At 38.7% G+C, this 18814-nt stretch carries 15 protein-coding genes and 1 riboswitch; of the genes, 11 read left to right on the top strand and 4 right to left on the bottom strand.

Annotated elements, in window-relative coordinates; all coding sequences use genetic code 11:
* Window positions 1-137 precede the first annotated feature (137 nt).
* Together K3T81_RS14735 and K3T81_RS14730 are read left to right on the top strand one after the other, a co-directional pair.
* Window positions 138-1367 (top strand): DNA polymerase IV, encoded by a 1230-nt coding sequence (locus K3T81_RS14735; RefSeq protein ID WP_238020770.1) that lies wholly within the window; start codon window positions 138-140, stop codon window positions 1365-1367.
* A 23-nt stretch (window positions 1368-1390) separates the two neighbouring features.
* Window positions 1391-1735: a YolD-like family protein gene (locus K3T81_RS14730; RefSeq protein ID WP_238020769.1), complete on the top strand. Its 345-nt coding sequence runs from the start codon at window positions 1391-1393 to the stop codon at window positions 1733-1735.
* Window positions 1736-1753: 18 nt separating this feature from the next.
* Here the strand turns inward: K3T81_RS14730 and K3T81_RS14725 are convergent, their stop codons facing one another.
* Genes K3T81_RS14725 through K3T81_RS14710 form a run of 4 tightly spaced genes read right to left on the bottom strand, consistent with a single transcriptional unit; the run spans window position 1754 to window position 7316 of the window.
* Window positions 1754-2272 (bottom strand): DUF6262 family protein, encoded by a 519-nt coding sequence (locus K3T81_RS14725; protein WP_238020768.1) that lies wholly within the window; start codon window positions 2270-2272, stop codon window positions 1754-1756.
* Between the two features lie 5 nt (window positions 2273-2277).
* Complete coding sequence (locus K3T81_RS14720; protein WP_238020766.1) at window positions 2278-3927, bottom strand: tyrosine-type recombinase/integrase; 1650 nt, start codon at window positions 3925-3927, stop codon at window positions 2278-2280.
* Entirely contained in the window at window positions 3914-6127 is a 2214-nt protein-coding gene (locus K3T81_RS14715) for a tyrosine-type recombinase/integrase (protein ID WP_238020817.1), read from the bottom strand. Before K3T81_RS14715 ends, K3T81_RS14720 begins: the two co-directional genes overlap by 14 nt.
* A gap of 4 nt (window positions 6128-6131) precedes the next feature.
* Complete coding sequence (locus K3T81_RS14710) at window positions 6132-7316, bottom strand: tyrosine-type recombinase/integrase (RefSeq protein ID WP_238020764.1); 1185 nt, start codon at window positions 7314-7316, stop codon at window positions 6132-6134.
* A gap of 376 nt (window positions 7317-7692) precedes the next feature.
* Between K3T81_RS14710 and K3T81_RS14705 the strand changes: the two genes are divergently transcribed.
* From K3T81_RS14705 to K3T81_RS14665, 9 genes are all read left to right on the top strand, one after another.
* A complete protein-coding gene (locus K3T81_RS14705) occupies window positions 7693-8604 on the top strand; it encodes a DoxX-like family protein (protein WP_238020759.1) in 912 nt (303 codons plus the stop codon).
* 1 nt (window position 8605) lies between these two features.
* Window positions 8606-9220, top strand: a complete 615-nt coding sequence (locus K3T81_RS14700) for a DUF4166 domain-containing protein (protein WP_238020758.1) — start codon at window positions 8606-8608, stop codon at window positions 9218-9220.
* On the top strand, window positions 9210-10811 hold the full coding sequence (locus tag K3T81_RS14695; RefSeq protein WP_238020756.1) for a YndJ family protein: 1602 nt from the start codon (window positions 9210-9212) through the stop codon (window positions 10809-10811). The genes K3T81_RS14700 and K3T81_RS14695 overlap by 11 nt, the downstream gene beginning before the upstream one ends.
* A gap of 208 nt (window positions 10812-11019) precedes the next feature.
* Complete coding sequence (gene dacB / locus K3T81_RS14690) at window positions 11020-12492, top strand: D-alanyl-D-alanine carboxypeptidase/D-alanyl-D-alanine endopeptidase (RefSeq protein WP_238020754.1); 1473 nt, start codon at window positions 11020-11022, stop codon at window positions 12490-12492.
* Between the two features lie 84 nt (window positions 12493-12576).
* Window positions 12577-12684: riboswitch (SAM riboswitch) on the top strand.
* Window positions 12685-12890: 206 nt separating this feature from the next.
* Window positions 12891-13946 carry an LLM class flavin-dependent oxidoreductase gene (locus tag K3T81_RS14685; RefSeq protein WP_238020749.1) on the top strand — a complete coding sequence of 352 codons (1056 nt, stop codon included), beginning with the start codon at window positions 12891-12893 and terminating at the stop codon, window positions 13944-13946.
* Between the two features lie 11 nt (window positions 13947-13957).
* Window positions 13958-14908, top strand: coding sequence for an ATP-grasp domain-containing protein (locus K3T81_RS14680; RefSeq protein ID WP_238020748.1), 951 nt, complete (start codon window positions 13958-13960; stop codon window positions 14906-14908).
* 266 nt (window positions 14909-15174) lie between these two features.
* Window positions 15175-16035, top strand: a complete 861-nt coding sequence (locus K3T81_RS14675; RefSeq protein ID WP_238020747.1) for a manganese catalase — start codon at window positions 15175-15177, stop codon at window positions 16033-16035.
* Between the two features lie 118 nt (window positions 16036-16153).
* Window positions 16154-17563: a sodium/glutamate symporter gene (locus tag K3T81_RS14670; RefSeq protein ID WP_238020745.1), complete on the top strand. Its 1410-nt coding sequence runs from the start codon at window positions 16154-16156 to the stop codon at window positions 17561-17563.
* Between the two features lie 14 nt (window positions 17564-17577).
* A complete protein-coding gene (locus K3T81_RS14665) occupies window positions 17578-18762 on the top strand; it encodes a cation:proton antiporter (RefSeq protein ID WP_238020744.1) in 1185 nt (394 codons plus the stop codon).
* Window positions 18763-18814: the final 52 nt, after the last annotated feature.

Here is an 18814-nt window from a genome sequence, read left to right as displayed (position 1 = left end):
GAACTCTTATTTCGGCTCTAGTTACAATAATTACTAAAATTTCCATTTAAATTTTATTATTATTTATTGAATAAAGAACATATATTCGCATATAATATAAATGCAAACACTCGTTCCCTTTAATTTGGAGGTTTCTTATGAAAAAAGTTATTTTTTTAGTAGATATGCAAACGTTCTATGCTTCTGTTGAGAAAGCAGATAACCCAAAGTTTCAAGGTAAGCCTTTAATTGTATCTGGAGACCCAGAAAGAAGAAGTGGCATTATTTTAGCTGCATGTCCATTGGCAAAGGAGGCTGGAGTAAAAACTGCCGAACCATTGTGGCAGGCTAAAATAAAGTGCTCAGAAGCAATTATTGTAAGGCCCCGTATGCAACGATATATTGAGGTTTCATACCAAATTACACAGATATTAGAGCAGTTTACCGACCTGGTTGAAGCCTTTTCTATAGACGAGCAATTCCTAGACGTTACAGGTAGTCAACGGTTATTTGGGGATCCCTTAGAGATTGCTCAAAGACTTCAAATCGCAATCCAGGAGGGTACTGGTGTATATAGCCGAATCGGTATTGGTCCAAACAAGGTGCTGGCAAAAATTGCTTGTGATGCTTTTGCAAAGAAAAATAAAGAGGGTATTTTCCAATTAGATTCTGCAAATATGAAAGAACAAATGTGGCCACTCCCCATTGGAAAAATGTTTGGTGTCGGGAGTCGAATGGAACATCATTTAGGGCGAATGGGTATTCAGAGAATTGGTCAGTTAGCACAATTTCCTGTTCATATCCTTAAAAAGAGATGGGGGATTAATGGAGAGGTTTTATGGCAAATTGCGAACGGCATTGACTACTCACCTGTAACAGTAAATACCCATGTAAACCAAAAGGCCATTGGTCATCAAACAACCTTACCGAGGGACTATGGAACACTCGAAGAAATTAAAGTAATACTGTTGGAGCTAAGTGAAGAAGTTGCCCAACGAGTTCGAGCGAAAAACTATCGGGGTAATACTGTATCGGTGGGAGTAAGGGGAGCTGATTTTGAGAACCCTACTGGCTTCCATCGGCAAGTGAAATTAACAACACCTACTAATTTTGGGATGGACATTTTTAAAGCTGCTTTTAAATTATTTTGTACACATTGGGATAGATTACCGATAAGAAGTGCAGGTATTACATTATCTCAATTGCAATCAGCAGATTCATTTCAGTTAAGTCTTTTTGACTTTTCCATGAGAAAAGAAGAATTAAACCAAGCAATGGATGTAATCCGTTCTAAATATGGTCAAACAGCTATTGTCCGTGCGTCTTCACTAACTAAATCAGGTCAAGCTTTTGCCCGAGCTGAAAAAATTGGTGGTCACTATAAATAACCTTAATATAGGAGGAAGCTAAAGTGAAACTTAACAAACTTACCCCAGGTTCTAATTTATTATGGGAGTCAAGCCGGATGGTGTTACCTGAACATAAAGAAGTGCTTCAACAACACCAAAAAGAGCTACACAAAACAACAAAACCTATTCTTGATGAACAACAAATTGAATTATTTTCTCACAGTATTGGGGAGGCTATGAAACGAAATAAAGATGTTAAGATGCAGATCTTCAATCTATACGAGGACACCTATATTGTTGGGAAAGTAAAGAAAATATCACCTGAACGGGATAAAGTACTAATAAAATGCAAAGACAGAGACGAGTGGATTAATTTCAATGAAATTTTAGACATATCTTTTCTTTAAAATGATGAAGACATTGAATTAGTCAATGTCTTCATCCCCATATAAGGACTGGTCTGTAAGATCAGAGGTGTCAATACCGAGAACATGTAGTTTACGAAGAAGGCGAAGGTTATGGAGAAGGAGCCTCTGATGTTTTTCTTTAAGTTCTTCATAATCACCACGGTAGACATTGGCTCTTGCTTTTTCTTTTTCTATTAACTGAGTTAATCTGGTAATCTGATTATCACCTTTTTGGAGCTTTTTCTCTAAATGAATTATTTCTTTTTCTAATTGTTGCTTTTCTTGATTATAATGTTCGGACTCCTTCTTAGCTTTTCTTTCTTTTTCAGATTTAGACCAGTTTTTATCCCACAAAATCCGTAAATGGGGCTTATATAAAGCTGCCCTACTTAAACCAGCGATGTCAGCTAGCTTGACTGCTGTAATACGACAATGTGGTCCTTCTAAATCCTTAAGGTATTGTAGTGCCCAACTTACACGTTCGATACTATCTTCACGCTTTTTCTGTTGTAACAATTGTAACCCTTCATTAGGCATATATTTCACTCCCAAACTGGAGGAGTATTAAATTTATCAAGTTGTTCTTGGAGCTTCTCCTCTTTAAAATGTTCAATTCCATTTTTACAAATTTTTAAGATGCGTTCTAAATAACTTACATTCCGAATAGCATTTTCAAAATGTGCAGCACGTTTAGTGTCTCCAGATGTTCGGTCAACCACATCCATCCAGTACTCGTATTCAGCTTTATAATCCTTTAAATATTCCAATTTGGGTACGAACCAATCACAAGCATAACACTCAAAATGAACTGAAGTTCCCTTTGGGTTACAACCAGTTATATCACTACAGATACCGACACCTTTTTTTCCATTAGCCTCCCATGTAAGATAACGCCTTGGGTCCCTTGAAAGTTGTTTTGTAGTACGTTCATCAAGATTCATTATTTTCCCACGAAATTCAACTGGACTGACATTAGAAGAACGAAGGTTCTCGATACCAAGGTGGATTTCCTTATGTTTTTCAATAAGTTGATGTGTATAGTGCTTAGGCATTACCTCATTCTTGTGTCCAGTTAGCCGTCGAATTTGTTCCATAGTATAACCTACAGCATAAGCACGATCCGTTACTGCATTATGACGAAATTGGTGTGACGTAGGAATAATAAGTTGGTTTAAATCGTCTCGAAAATCTAAAATTTCAGCAAGTTGTTTAAATAATGCATTAATTTTATGTTTTTTCAAGTGAAATATTTGGTCATAATAGCGTACACTAGGCTTATCTCCGTTATTTTTAAACCCCCATTGTTGAACAATAAATAAAAAATCAGTTCTTATATCTTCTTCTATATTATTTTTCAGCAACAATTCTTCCGTTTGCTCTTGAAGTTGTTGGATTAGATTAATTACGTATTTCCCATGGCCACTGTATGCTACAGGTATGGTTTTAATTTCTTCTTGAATAAAACCACCGCTTTGCTTAGTAGTTGGGATCTGGATTAAGTACTCACTGTAAAACGATTTCAAACAATCCCTTCTCATAGAAAGTAATTCAGAAATACGGTTTGGAAAGGAACGTATTAACCAATAGAATGTACGAAATTCGAGAGGAATAGGGATATCTTGATCTTTCATTACCCGATCCCAAGAGCGTATAACTTTTTTAGGAATAGGCTTTCTCTTACTTTTTTCTTTAATATATCGAAAAGGATTAATGTTCTTAGTTGGAACAGTATTGGGTGTATCATCAAAATCAGTAAGTTTCATAAAAAAATCTTGAATAGCAGCGTAATATCCCTGTTTAACGTATGTAGCAGAGTTTTTTAGTCTTAATTGATATTCGTAAGCGTTCACATGAGACCGTGTAATCTCTGCTATAGTTAATTCAAGATAGGTCTTATCAATGAATTTAAGAAATTGTGATATCTTGTTACATTTGGTTCTAATAACTCTTGGAAGACCGGTTGATAATAATGCATAATATTTTAATTCATTTTTGTACTGGATAGGTACTTGATAAAAATTCACTATGAAATCTTCTTTTCTTAAGGGGTTATCATTCTTTTTGCTATAATACCACTTATCATCTTCAAATGAGAAATCACCTAATTGGTTTATTCGGTTCTTAAGTAATTCCTCCAGGCTCTGTTTGTTGTAAAGAGGCAAGGTTTCAAACACCAAATTATTTTTCGTCATACTTTGGCATCCTTTCTTTTATAAATGATTCTATTTTATTAATTGTATCAGCATACAAGGAAAGTAAATGGTTTTCAGCTTGATAATCTCGGTAGACCTCATAGTTATGAATACCTTGTTTTTTCATTATTTGAATCATGTCTTCCAGGTAAGCTTTTTGCTCAACATAGAGTTTACGCCACATCGGTAACTTTTGAGGGCCTGTTAAAAGCAAAGAGCAACCAACACATGAGCGTTTCTGACAAGGGCCAAAAGATACATGCTTTAGGCAACTACCATGCCCTTCAGGAGTTTCGCGTGAACCCGTCAAAATTTCCTTCTTCAGTTGTTCAAATTCAGTTGTGGTATAAGCTCTACGAATTTCCTCATCAATGTCATCAAAGAGTTTTTCAAATAATTCACGATCTAATTCTGCAATCTTAAGTGCATCAACATCTTGATAATATTGACGAGTTGTATTTTCATTTTGATGACCAAGGATTTCACCGACATCTGCTATTGAACTGCCGGATGTAAGAAGCTTAACGGCTAAAGTTTTTCTACACTGGTGGTTTGTATAATGCCAATAATGACCATTAACATCCTTAATACTGTGTCGTTTAATACATCTATTGATAGAATTTGCAATCGTAGTTCCTTGGTGCCCAGTAATAGTCATATCTTTGTCGTGTCGTCGACTGTTTGCTAATTTCACAAAAATAAATGGCGTTTTCCCAGTAACACGTAACAATTCCGTCTCCATGATTTGTAGTTGAATTATATCAACCACTTCTTGACTTAAGAGGGGGACACTGTGGTAATCTTCAAGTCCTGATTTCCTGCGTTGTTTAAAAGTTTTGCTCGGAATGAAATTTATATAGTGAAGTTTTTCCTTTTCATTGAATGTTAAGCAATCACTTTTAAGTTTTAATACGTCTCCAGCCCTCATTCCTGTATGCATCATGATAAGCCATGTTCTTTGCACGTGAACAGGGCAATCATGAATAACAGCTGATATTTGTTTTACAACCTCATCTGGAATATATACACTGTTCTTGGTAAAACCGTCAACATTAGAAAATATAATACGTCGAAACGGATTACGAAGGGAGGATCGATTGCTTTTTTCTTTCAACCAGTCAAATAATATCCTTAGTTCACTAAAAGCATCACTAATTGAGCTTATGTTATATTTTCTTCTTCCATTGGTAGCTTTCATCAGTTGAAGACAATCGAGAATTTGTAATGATTCAACATATGTTATATCAAGAAATGAAGTATATTTTACACCGATAATTTTAATCGCATTCGTTACACGACATAATGTGTGGTACCTTCTGGAAAGAGCCTTAGGTGATTCTCCATTCTCATACCAATAAAGTAAGTAATGTTGTACTTCAAGTTTCATTTCGTAGAGGTTCGAAAAATCTATATTAATTACTCGAGTTGTTTGTACATCGATATAAGGAATGGTCCAATTATTAGCTCCAATCTCCATACTAAGTTGTTGATTATTTTTCTCGTTAGCGTCTCGCCAAGCTTTTATGATATTTATGATGAATTCCTGTTGTTGTAAATTTAACCAGGGAAATTCAATTCTTACCTGTATTGCAGTGATTAGAAGTGCATGAAAACTTACTGTTCTTCCCTCATGTGCCAAAAGATCCATGCAATGATTAAGGTAAGCTTTAAACTCTTTAGACAATTCACAAGTGGCTAATTTAAAGAACTGTTCAAATTTAATGGTTTTATAAATTTTATATATTTTTTTACTAGACCGTTTATTTAGTGCATTTGTCAATACTGATTTAACAACATTATTAAACTGATTCATACCATCATTAAAGGGTGAACTGTCTCTAAGTAATACTCCCAAGTAGTTAGTTTCTTTACTGTATGGGCTTAAAAATTTGCAAAAAGCACTTTTTGTGAAATGAGTTCCTTCTTCTAAGAATTTCTCACCAACCTTTACGAAGAGATTTACAAATCGATCATTAAAATATGAATGTTCTGAAATTTTATATAATACTCGAGGTGTGTTCTCACCAAATTTTTCTGGTAATCTAGATATGATTTCTATATCTTGTATACTTAGAGCTTCATCCAAGGCTGAAATATATTGTTTCAGCAACTGAAATCCCTTTTTCCAATGGAGTGATATCTCAGTATTATTAAGCAAAATTGTGCAACGTAAAGATCCCTCTTTAACGAGTTCTATCATCACTCTAGTTTTCTCCTTCCTCTAGGGAATGGTTTTTTCCCTCCAGAATAATGGGGTAGATTCTCTCCAAAATTTTTCTTTTTTGTCGCGAGGAATAACCTTTTTCATAGGTTTTAATGCTCTTCACACTTTTCCATCCTAGTTCTTCTTCAATAAATGTCTTTGTAATACCTAATTCAGGTTTTTCCCTCATTAATTCTACTAGCTGTTGTGCACGTGTACTTCGTCCACTGTGAGTTCGTAATTCTTCTTTCTTCAACCCAGCCCTATAGCCTGCGTTTTTTAAAATGCGCAAAAAATTTCTTGATCGAAGCGGCTGCCCTTTATGTGGTCCCTGTGAATTTAAAAACAAATATTTTGAATAAAATAAGTCTGCTGTTTGTCTATCGGTGCTAATATAGGCCTGGATCATTTCAGATAACGACTGGTATATATGTAGAGTGCGTTCATTTGTTTTTGCTTGAGCACGATTTTCAATGTTTGTTTGTTTAACTATTACTAGTGTTTGTTCAAAAGGGTCAAAATGATCAAGCTTTAGGCCTAGAATTTCTCCGATACGCATACCGGTCTCTACACTGATGGCAAATATGATTTCATCTCTTAAAGTAGGTAATTCATCTCGAATTGCTGATATTTCTTTTTCAGAGTACCACTTAAGATGGTTTCTTTTTCTTCTGTATGTAACCCGTGAAAGAATGGTTTCCTCAATATCAAATTGCCATATCTGGCCATAGAGTAACTTTGTATTCACTAAAGGAACCTGTTTAACTCTTTTACTTCCTAATAATACTGGATTTGTTGATACTTTTTGTTCATCTTCTAACCAGTGGTAAAAAGCCTTTAATACTGTGATATGTGTACTTAAAGCAGTAAAAGTTAACTGTCCTTCTATATTAATAATCTTTTCACCTATTCCGAGGAGATCTTTAATATATTCTTCTACCACCCTCTTATTAACCACTTCTCGGTAATTCATTCTGTTAGCTCTTAAAAAGCGAAAATAGCGTAGTAGAATGTAGGCATAACGCTCACCCGTTAAATAACTATTAATACTTATCAAGTCCAACCAAAGACAGGCATCTTGTACAGGGATACCATTATCAGTGATCATGTATCTTAACTCATTTTTATCTTTGGCAATCTCTACATAAAGACCATAACGATGTTGATTTTTTTTCAATAAATCCACCCCTTATTGATGAAAGTAAATAGTTTACAAAAACAAATCTTGTCACTATACTCATCAACCTTACTACCTCTATCTTTAGCTGACATTTGTAAACTATTAATATATCGTTTATATAATAATAACAGAACATATCAATACAGAGCACATCATTGCGAGCATATTTGGAGTAGTCCATTTCTTTCACCTCTTACAGAACGTTTGTTCTAATAGTATATGCCAATCGACCTAGTTTTAGCAATGGTAATTTATGAAAGCTTCGATTTGTACCCTAACATGTGGTGGGAACCTTACTTATTCCGCCAGCTTTGAAAACAGGAAAAAAGATAACGGAATCTATGTTATATTTGAAATAAACATATTTCTAAGGGGAGGTATAATGAAGCCAAAACCAATCTATGTGGAATTACCAATACATACAGACATGGAATCTTTATGGGAGGCAACCCAGCGCCCTGACCTCCATGAAAAATGGGACCTGCGATTTTCCTCCATTACATATTTACCAAAAAAGGAAGGAAATCCTCAGCGATTTTCGTATCAAACCAAAATTGGGTTTGGATTACGTATTAAAGGCTGGGGCGAAAGTGTGGGAAGCTATCAAGCAGAGGACGATGCAAGAACGTCTTCACTGCATTTTGGCACGGATCAGAAAATCTCTCTCATTCGAGAAGGAAGAGGGTATTGGAAGTACAAGCCAGAAAGTGATAACACCGTCATCTTCCTCACCCAATACAATTATGAAACACGGTATGGAAAACTTGGAGGTCTTTTTGATAACCTGCTATTTCGCCCGTTAATCGGCTGGGCTACAGCGCTTAGTTTTGATGTTGTAAAGCGGTGGCTCGAAAAAGGGGAACAACCATGGGCACAGTATACACGGTTTTTTACCCACTGGATCACTACTATTCTCTTCGCTTTTGTCTGGATTTATCATGGTTTAGTGCCAAAGATCATAAACCAGCATCCAGCAGAACTGTCCATGCTACAAAAGGTGGCTCCAGTAGATACACAACCAGCGATCATACTCGTGATAATAATTGGGATATTGGAAGTATTATTCGGGGTAGGCTGGCTATTCTACCGAAGGAAACGTCAGCTGTACAGACTGCAGTTTATCGCTTTTCCACTCCTAACAGTAGGAGCAATTTTTGCTGCTCCAGAGCAGCTTACCGCGCCATTCAATGCCCTCACCTTTAACGTGGCATTGCTTGTTTTAACCTGGGTCGGCTGGATGGCAAGTCGAGGGGTACCAACTGCAAAAAACTGTAAAAGAAAGCAAGGAGCTTAACATGACCGTCTCGATTTACGAACAAATATTAGGCCAAGCGTTTTACCAATTACACCCAAAACTACAACAACGCTATACATATTTACAAGACCGTCCATTTGAAGCAAGAGGTGTCATGAAACGAATAAAAGGTGTGCCAAAAGGCTTACTGCCGCTTGGTTTGTTTGGTGTAAAAAGAAAATTACTTTTTCCAGAGAGAGGAAAAGGGGTACCTTTTACGTTAAAAAACACACCGGGCACCGGAAGAGATGGGGAGGCCCAAGTGCACTGGGAGCGTATTTTTTACTTTGGTGAAAAACAACGCTATTTCAATGCCTTAATGCGTTTTAATGCAAAGGAGGCTATTATCGAGGATTATCTGGGAGAACCGCCCATTGTTTATTCGGATCTGGAACTGGCGGTCGATCATGGAGCACTCACCATCACTTCCAAGCGACAGCACTTGCTGCTTGGTCCAGTTGAGATTCCATTGCCAAGCATCTTTCAAGGGAAAGCAACTGTTAAAGAAGCATACATAGAAGAAAAGGAGGCGTACACGATTAGCGTACAAGTGAAAAACCCGCTAATTGGGATCATTTTCGCCTATGAGGGAGCGTTTCGCCATTATGACATTTAATAAAGTAGCAATAGGCATGATTGGGTTATTTTTAATTCTTACTTTATTCGGTACTGGGCCATGGTATTATTTATTGCTAAGTATTGCCCAATTAGTATTTGTGCCACTAACTCTCCACTTGTTAGGTAAAGCGGAGCAACGGTTTTTTCGTATCCTGCCGTATGCAGCTCTTCTTGGACTAACTGCTGTTTTCTTGCTTGAAATGACACAGCGCACACCTTGGGATATCGTCCTTGCGCTTTTTTATCTAGCTTTTACGATACTTGTGACTTGCTTTGGGGCAAAGCGACTATTACAGCGTGGGTTTGCCAGGTTTGAAGAATTTATGATTGATATAGGTTGCATGTACCTTGCAATTGGAGGGGCTTGGTATTTCGCTAGTGTCGTACAGCTAGATACTGGGTTTTCTCCTATTTTAACCTGGTTAACAGGCATCCATTTTCATTATGCTTCCTTCTTGTTACCGGTTTTTGCAGGGTTTTTAGGAAGACTAAACCAAAACCGTTTTTATAAAATGGCTGGTATAGCTATCTTATTGGCACCCATTCTTGTAGCAGTTGGTATTTCGTATGCGGTTGTACTAGAGTTACTTGGTGTAATGCTTTATATGATAGGGATCTACAGCTTGATCACCTTAGCATGGAAAACTAGCTTTTCCCGCTCGATACAAGCATGGCTCATTCGGCTGTCCTTTTCTGCGTTGGGAATATCCATTTTGTTCTCCCTATGCTACGCCTTTGGTAATATGACAGGTGTGTTTTATGTAAGCATTGACTTTATGCTCAGGTTCCATGGTGTAATGAATGGAGTCGTATTTGCTATGGTTGGGCTAATTGGCTGGATGATAAACTGCCCTCGCCCAAAAGCGATGCACCGATCATTCCCTGTCAGTCGCATAAGAGGAAAGCGGGTTATCGGAGAAAAAGTGCTAGCTACTATACAAGTAGAGCATACATACAATGGGCTAGTTGATTCCATGCACATCTACGAGCCGCAAATTGAAAGAGAGAGTCTATCAAAATCGGTGATTGATTTCTATGAAAACACCAATGATTACAGGCTTTTTTCGCAAGTGAAATGGCACGGATGGTTTAAGCCCTTTGCTTGGATCTATCAACATATTAGTAAGCGGATTGGGCAGCTTAATCTTCCTTTCTCTTCTAAGGAAGTAGAGATGACGGGGAGGATTATCGGGATTAGCGAAACAGTTGATGGACGAACAAAACCACGTGTCTGGCTGCGAAAGGTGAACGAGGAAACAATATTTGTCGCGATTTATTCTTTTCATGAAGGGGAGGACAGAACCTACATGGATATTGCACTACCCCTTCCAGGCTCTACTATGATTGGCACCCTTGCATTGCAGAATAAGCACGGAAACCTGCAATTAACAAGTAAACAACAAGAAAACGCGCAACAAGCAGGGATCTATTTGGCTGTTGGCAGGCAGGTACTAACGCTTCCTCTAGAGGAAACATTTGTGGTAGGTGAAGAACAGGAAGGGAGTTTGAGAGCGACACATAAGATGCGCATTTTCTCGATACCTTTTTTAACCATCAACTACCGGATTGTTCATAAGAATAAAGGATAAACATTTTATTCGTACGTTAGGAAATTATAAAATTTCAGCTAGAAAGCAATCACCACGTAGTTAAAATTTTGAAGTGCCAAGTATAAGAAAAACGTACGCGTTCGTTAATAGACGAGCGAATGCGAGTTTTTCTAATAACAAGGATTTCCTTCTTATTTTGTGGAAATACTGAATAGGGCCTGATCAATAAAATGTAAGAGGTGCTTACATGACGTTAAAAAGAAATGTCAGCCGTGTATGGATGCTCTTGCTCATCTTTTGCTTAGCTGCTTCAGTGCCCGAAGAAATGAGAGTACATGCGATAGAGGAGCGGGGGACAATGAAACAGCGTTTGGATAACGAATTAGAAACAGAACCAATGTTTAATGGTGCATTAGTTGGAATGAGTGTGCGGGATGCAAAATCTGGCGAGCTTCTATATGAAAACCTTGGAGATACAAGGCTTCGTCCTGCATCCAATATGAAACTTTTAACAGCAGCTGCAGCCTTAGAGGTTCTTGGAGAAGACTACACCTTTTCTACCGAAATAAAAACAGATGGAGCTAAAAAAGGAGCCAAGCTAGAAGGAAACCTTTACCTTATAGGAAAAGGAGATCCGACATTGACACCTAAAGATTTTACCCGTTTTGCAGAGCAGCTTCAAGGACTTGGAGTGACGCATATCAAGGGAGATCTTATTGGAGATGATACTTGGTATGATAACGTACGCCTTTCCCCTGACTTAATTTGGAGTGACGAATCATTTCATTACGGGGCACAAATTTCGGCGTTGACTGTCTCACCTGACGAGGACTATGATGCGGGAAGTGTAACGCTTCACATAACAGCCGGTGCAGAGCCAGGGGAGAAGCCAATCATAACCGTGTCACCTAACACAAACTATGTAACAATACATAATCGAGCCGAGACAAGTTCCAAAAAAGTGGAAGAGGATTTAACAGTGGAGCGAGAACATGGGTCAAACGAAATCACGCTTACGGGCACCGTTCCAGCTGGGGCAGAAACGGTGAAAGAATATATGGCCGTATGGGATCCGACAAGCTATGCGATGGCCCTTTTTCAGGATGCACTTAAAGCAAAAGGGATCACTTGGTCTGGGGAAGTGATGCTTGGCAAAGCACCTAATGAAAGTTCCTTGCTTTTTCAACACAGTTCTATACCATTAAAAGAATTGCTTGTACCGTTTATGAAGCTGAGCAACAATGTGCACGGGGAAGTGCTCATAAAGGAAATAGGAAAGCATGTACAAAAGGAAGGAAGCTGGGAAAAAGGACTTGAGGTTATGCAGGAGGAGCTAGAAAAACTTGGGTTAAATCGCAGTACGTTATTGATTAGAGATGGTTCGGGTATTTCCCATGTCAATCTCATTCCAGCAAACGAACTTAGTAAACTACTTTTTATCGCACAGGATAAGCCATGGTTTCCTGCCTTCAAGAACGCACTCCCAGTAGCAGGAGAGACAGGCAAGATGGTTGGTGGAACACTAAGGAATCGGTTGGGAGACGTCCAGGTTGAAGCGAAAACAGGAACAATCTTTGGAGTAACTACACTATCTGGTTATTTACAGACCCTGTCAGGAGAGAATTATATTTTTTCTATTATGATTAATAATGTGCTTGATGAAGAAGCTGCTAAAGACGTGGAAGATAGACTTGTTCGTATTATTGCGGAAAGACCTTAGCCTTGCTTTTACTAGGAAAATTTAATTAATTGACAGTTCGAACATTTTGCGCTAATCTTTTAAGTACCAATTAAATAATAATGTTTCTTATCTAGAGAGGTGGAGGGATATGGCCCTTTGAAGCCTCGGCAACAGGTCTGTTTAGTTAGATACTGTGCCAATTCCATCAAGCAATTGCTTGGAAGATAAGAGGATGAAGTTCTATTAGAATTTTAAACTCTTTTCTTCGGGAAAGAGTTTTTTTGCACGTTAGGAAGGTATAAAATTTCAACTAGGAAGCAATAACGACGTAGTAAAAATTTTGAAGTCCAAAGTATAAGAAAAACATAAACATTCGCAAAAAAGCGAGAGAATGCGAGTTTTTCTAATTTTCAATTTGTAGAATAGGAGTGGGGAAGATGAGATATGGATTTTGGTTACCGATTTTTGGAGGTTGGCTACGTAATGTAGAAGATGAGAAAATGCCACCTACTTTTAATTATGCAAAGCAAGTAATTCAGTCAGCAGAAAAATGGGGCTATGACACGACATTGATTGCTGAACTCTATTTAAATGATATTAAAGGGACAAATGAAGATTCAATTGAAGCATGGTCAACTGCTGCAGCACTAGCTGCTGTAACCGAAAAAATAGAGATTATGACGGCCGTTCGTCCTGTCTTTCACAATCCCGCTGTTACAGCTAAAATGGCGGCCAACATTGATCATATTAGCAATGGGCGTTTTACATTAAATGTCGTATCCGGCTGGTGGGCAGAGGAAGCGAAGCAATATGGAGCAGAATTTACAGAGCATGATGCCCGTTATGAGCGAACAGAAGAGTTTCTTGAGGTGTTAAAAGGTTTGTGGACGGAAGAGTCATTCTCCTACAACGGAAAATTTTATCAAATTGAAAATACAAAGCTTTCACCAAAACCCGTACAACGACCAAACCCAGTGTTGTATGCTGGCGGTGAAAGTGACAAAGGAAAAGAGGTTATTTCCACCTATTGTGATGCCTATGTGATGCATGGACATACAGTAGAAGAAGCGAGACAAAAAATAAACGATATGAAAGAACGGAGAAAGCATGCAGGGAAGGAGCCGTTACAGTCGTTTGGTATGGCTGCCTATGTTATTTGCCGTGAAACAGAGGAAGAGGCATTACGAGAGCTTGAGAGAATTACAACTGTAAAAGAGTCCGATGCGTACGCTGGGTTTCAGGACTTTACAACAATGTCACAACTGGAACAGCAGGTAAAACTGCAGGATTATTCCGTATCGAACAGGGGCCTACGGCCAAATCTTGTGGGCACACCGCAACAAATAGCCGAGCAAATTATAGCATATGAAGAAGCTGGAGTCGATTTACTATTGCTACAATGCTCTCCGCAATTGGAGGAGCTAGAAAACTTCGCCAAAAATGTTATGCCAAAGGTCGATGAATGGAAAAATGCTTTACTAAATAATGGATAGGAGATGTCATCATGACGAAATTATATATCATTCATGAAAATGAAGAATGGACGACACATTTATTTAAGCGACTGGATGAATTAACGATTCCTTATGAGGATTGGCTTCTAACGAGCGGGAAGGTTGATTTGACTGCCGTCCCGCCAGAGGGGGTTTTTTATAATCGAATGAGTGCATCATCCCACACAAGGGGGAACCGTTTTTCTCCAGAGCTGACAAGTGCCGTGTTATCCTGGCTTGAACATCACGGTAGAACGGTTGTGAATGGGAGCAGGGCGCTTGATCTAGAGCTCAGCAAAGTGAAGCAATATTTGGAACTGGAAAAATACGGAGTCCATACACCAAAGACAACGGCTGCTGTTGGGAAAGAAGAATTAATTGAAGTAGCCGAAAGCTTTGCAGGGAAACCTTTCATTACAAAGCATAATCGTGCAGGGAAGGGACTTGGTGTCCAATTGTTTCATTCAGTTAAAGCCTTGAAGGAATATGTAGAAGGTGGGGATTTCGAAGAGCCTGTTGATGGTGTCACCTTAATACAGGAATATATTCAGTCACCAGAATCCTATATTACGAGGTGTGAGTTTGTCGGCGGGGAATTTGTTTATGCAGTAAGAGTAGATACATCAGAAGGATTTGAGCTTTGCCCGGCAGATGCATGTACCATTGAGGATTTATTCTGTCCTGCTGAAGAACAAGAAGCCCCTGCGAAATTCCAAGTTAGGAAAGGCTTTGACCACCCAGTATTAGAAAAATATCAACAAGTGCTTAAAGGGAATGACATCCAAATCGCTGGTATTGAATTTATTGAAGATGAGGCCGGGAGCATTTATACGTATGACATTAATACAAATACAAATTATAATTCCGAAGCCGAAGCCGATTATGGCACCTACGGCATGCTGGAGGTAGCGAAGTATTTAGGGAAGAAACTAAATTCCAAGTATCCTACCATCCTATCTTAATCCAAGTTAGATACTCCCACTTTTACCCAAAAAGGTGGGAGTATTTTAATTTTTAGCTTTATTTTTTGAACAGAGAGTGGCCACGACCAATAAATCTGCAAGCGTGACATATAAAAGCCCTCCTCGTCTTTTGAATTGACTACATAAACATTAACAAACACTCCAAATCCTGCGTAAATTTTGTGGAACAATGGCCTAGCTATCTGCATACCATCTAAAAGGGGCGGATATTCGCCTATTGTCAAACTAAAAAGGATGTGAGTGGATTGTTTTATCACGTAAAGGATTTACAGTATCATGCCAAGCCTGATCGTCCAGATCCTGTTTATGCGAAAAAGTTACAAGAGGTATTGGGTGGACAGTTTGGCGAAATTTCAGTAATGCTACAGTACTTATTTCAAGGATGGAATGTTCGGGGTAATGGGAAATACAAGGATTTATTAATGGATATTGGAACAGAGGAAATTGCTCATGTGGAAATGCTTGCAACAATGATTGCACGACTGCTAGATAACGCACCGGATGTGGAATTAGAAGATGCGGTTAAAGATCCCGTCGTAGCAGCAGTTCTTGGTGGCATGAATCCCCAGCATGTGATCGTCTCAGGGCTAGGATCGATGCCGGCTGACAGTGTTGGTAATCGATGGACTGCCGATTATATTATTGCGAGCGGTAATTTACTTGCAGATTTCCGTGCGAATTTAAACGCTGAGTCCCAAGGCAGATTACAGGTTTGTCGATTGTACGAAATGACAAATGACAGAGGCGTAAAAGATATGCTGTCATGGTTAATTGCACGAGATACGGCCCACCAAAACCAGTGGTATGCTGCGATTAGAGAACTAGAAGAAAAAGAAAATATTGTTGTTCCAAGTACATTTCCTCGAGAACTGGAAAAACAGCAGGTTGCCTATACATTATTTAATTTCTCTCAAGGAGACGCAAGTGCTGAAGGTAGATGGGCACATGGCCCGAGTATGGATGGCTGTGGTACTTTTAATTATGTTGATAGACCTGTTGCATTTGCTCCAGCACCACACCTCCCACCCGCTCCTCCTTATATTTTTGATACACCAGCTTGGGCAATGCGCAAGTCAGATGATCTGCCAGACCCTGATACAAAATAGAACGATAATGAAAACTCTCTGTAAACGGCAGGGGGTTTTTTTATGTTCTGTGCTGTGTTTGAGATAATTTTAAGGCGGGAAGAAACCATTAACTAAGCAAAATAAAGGGGTAGTATTCATGACACCAGGCCAAATTGGTTTTACATTATTATATCTTGCATTCTTTCTGCTCGTTGGTAAATGGATCCGGATGCGTGTGAAATGGCTGCAAAATTTATTTTTACCTTCATCTATTATAGGCGGTTTTCTAGCATTATTACTTGGTCCCGAAGTGTTAGGGAGAATTCTGGGAAACTTCACAGGAGAAAACTCATTTTGGGTGAACGGCATCATGACGGAAGAAGTAATGGAAGTTTGGAGTGCCTTACCAGGATTAATGATAAATATCGTGTTTGCAACATTGTTTCTTGGTGCGACCATTCCCACTCTCTCAAAGGTCTGGAGTTACGGGGGACCACAGCTTGCATTCGGTTGGACAATCGGTTGGGGGCAATATGTGATTGGTATTTTACTTACTATGCTGGTTTTAACTCCCTTCTTTGATATTCCTCCAATGGCAGGAGCATTAATTGAAGTAGCGTTTGAAGGAGGACACGGAACTGCAGCTGGGATGGCTGGAACTTTTGGAGATCTCGGCTTTTCAGAGGCCTATGACCTTGCAATAGGCTTGGCGACAGTTGGGGTACTTTCTGGTGTGATTATTGGGATTATACTTATTAATTGGGCAGTACGAAAAAAGAAAACGAGGATCGTAAAAAATGTAGAAAATTTCTCCGAATTACGCAAAAAGGGAGTAATGGAATTTCAAAATAGAGAACCTGCTGCAAATATGACAGTTAGGCCAGAGTCTATCGAACCACTTTCGTTACATTTTGCGATGGTCGGCTTAGCTATACTAGTTGGTTGGTTAATTTTACAAGGTCTAATTGGATTAGAAAGTGTAACATGGGGTGCCGCTACAGATTCAGAATTCATGACCTATATCCCGTTATTCCCGTTAGCGATGATTGGTGGAATCATCATTCAAGTTATCTTCAACAAATTTGACCAGACTGAGATTTTAGATCGTAGAATGGTTAATCGAATTCAGGGATTCTCTCTCGATATATTAATTCTAGCTGCAATCGGGACAGTTTCTCTTGATGTTATAGGCGAGTACCTTGTTCCATTTTTATTAATGGCAGGAGCAGGTATTGCTTGGAACGTGCTCGGGTTTATTATTTTAGCACCGAGAATCATACCTTCTTACTGGTTTGAGCGTGGAATTGGTGATTTTGGACAATCCATGGGTATCACAGCAACAGGTCTGCTTTTAATGCGTGTGGCAGATCCTGACGGAAAGTCACCTGCTTTTGAAGGGTTTGGCTATAAGCAGCTTGTTTACGAACCATTCCTTGGTGGGGGGCTAGTGACTGCTTTGTCTGTACCTCTTATCTTTCAATTTGGGCCCGTTCCATTTTTAATCGTATCATTAGTTATGTGCCTGCTTGGAGCAGTGGTAGGTTTATTCTATTTTGGTAAAAAATAAAGGAGAAAAGTAGTATGAACACACATCAACTCTTAATCTTATTAGTAATTGGCTATATCGTTTACTCTATTGACAAGAAACAAAATTTTTTTCCAGTTCCTATCGTTTTAGTATTAATAGGGATTGGCCTTTCCTTTATACCGTTTTTCAGTAGTGTCACCATATCAAAGGAACTAATCTTTATGGTGTTCTTGCCAGCACTACTATTTACGTCCGCATACCGGTTTCCTATAAAATACTTACGCAAAAACAAATGGGTTATTGGGAGCCTAGGAACAGTAGGTTTACTTTTAACGGTAGCTGTACTTGGTGTAACTATCTTTTTAATAGGTAATGTATTTATCTCGCTCTCGTTGACAGCCTCCTTGCTTGTAGCGTCCATTTTAGCGCCAACAGATCCCGTATCAGTGGTTTCAATTCTTAAAAATTCATCCAGTGATGAGCGGATTGCCGATATAGTGGAGGGAGAGTCCCTCATGAATGATGGGACAAGTATCGTTTTATTTACAGTGTTTTTGGAAATGTATCTTCACCATACTAGTTTTGCTATTGGATCATTTGTCACTGAATTTCTTTTTGTAGCATTGGGAGGCGTCGCATTAGGTGCAATTTTTGGTTGGTTGATGAGCAAGCTAGTGCATTTTACACATCATAGGGAATATCAGGTAATGCTAAGTATTATTGTGGCATATGGGAGCTTTTACATTGGAGAAGGAATTGGGGTCTCAGGAGTATTATCTACCGTTACAGCAGGGTTAATGCTATCCTATGAGTTTGGTAAAAATATTAAGGAAGCACATTTCAGAAGTTCTTTAAATGGATTTTGGGATATTGTGGAGCCAAGCGTTCTTGCTATTCTATTTTTAATGATCGGCGTACAATCGGCTGGTTATCTTCAGTTTAGTGAATGGATGCTTTCCTTACTCATTTTCATCGCTTCAGTGCTTGCTCGCTATGTAGTTCTACTTACCACATTAAAAGGAATCCCGAAATGGAGAAGAAGTTTTTCTGTTAAGGATGTTACATTAATAGCATGGACAGGAATCAAGGGAACCATGTCAGTGGCATTATTAATGGGGTTAGAAGCAGAAAACAACGGAAGTAGCATGCTGATTTCCCTAACCTTTGCAGCAATTATGCTCTCTCTCGTTATCCAAAGCGTCGGGGTTTACCCACTTACCAAGAAATTGAGCAAGTAAAATCAGAAGTTCTAAAAAGCAGCTTTCTCGTAAAGTTGCTTTTTTTCTTTGT

The organism is Oceanobacillus jordanicus, assembly GCF_022095695.1.
Classification (GTDB): domain Bacteria; phylum Bacillota; class Bacilli; order Bacillales; family Amphibacillaceae; genus Oceanobacillus_B; species Oceanobacillus_B jordanicus.
The sequence above is the reverse complement of the archived record's forward strand: the minus strand, read 5'-3'. Positions and strand labels throughout refer to the sequence as shown.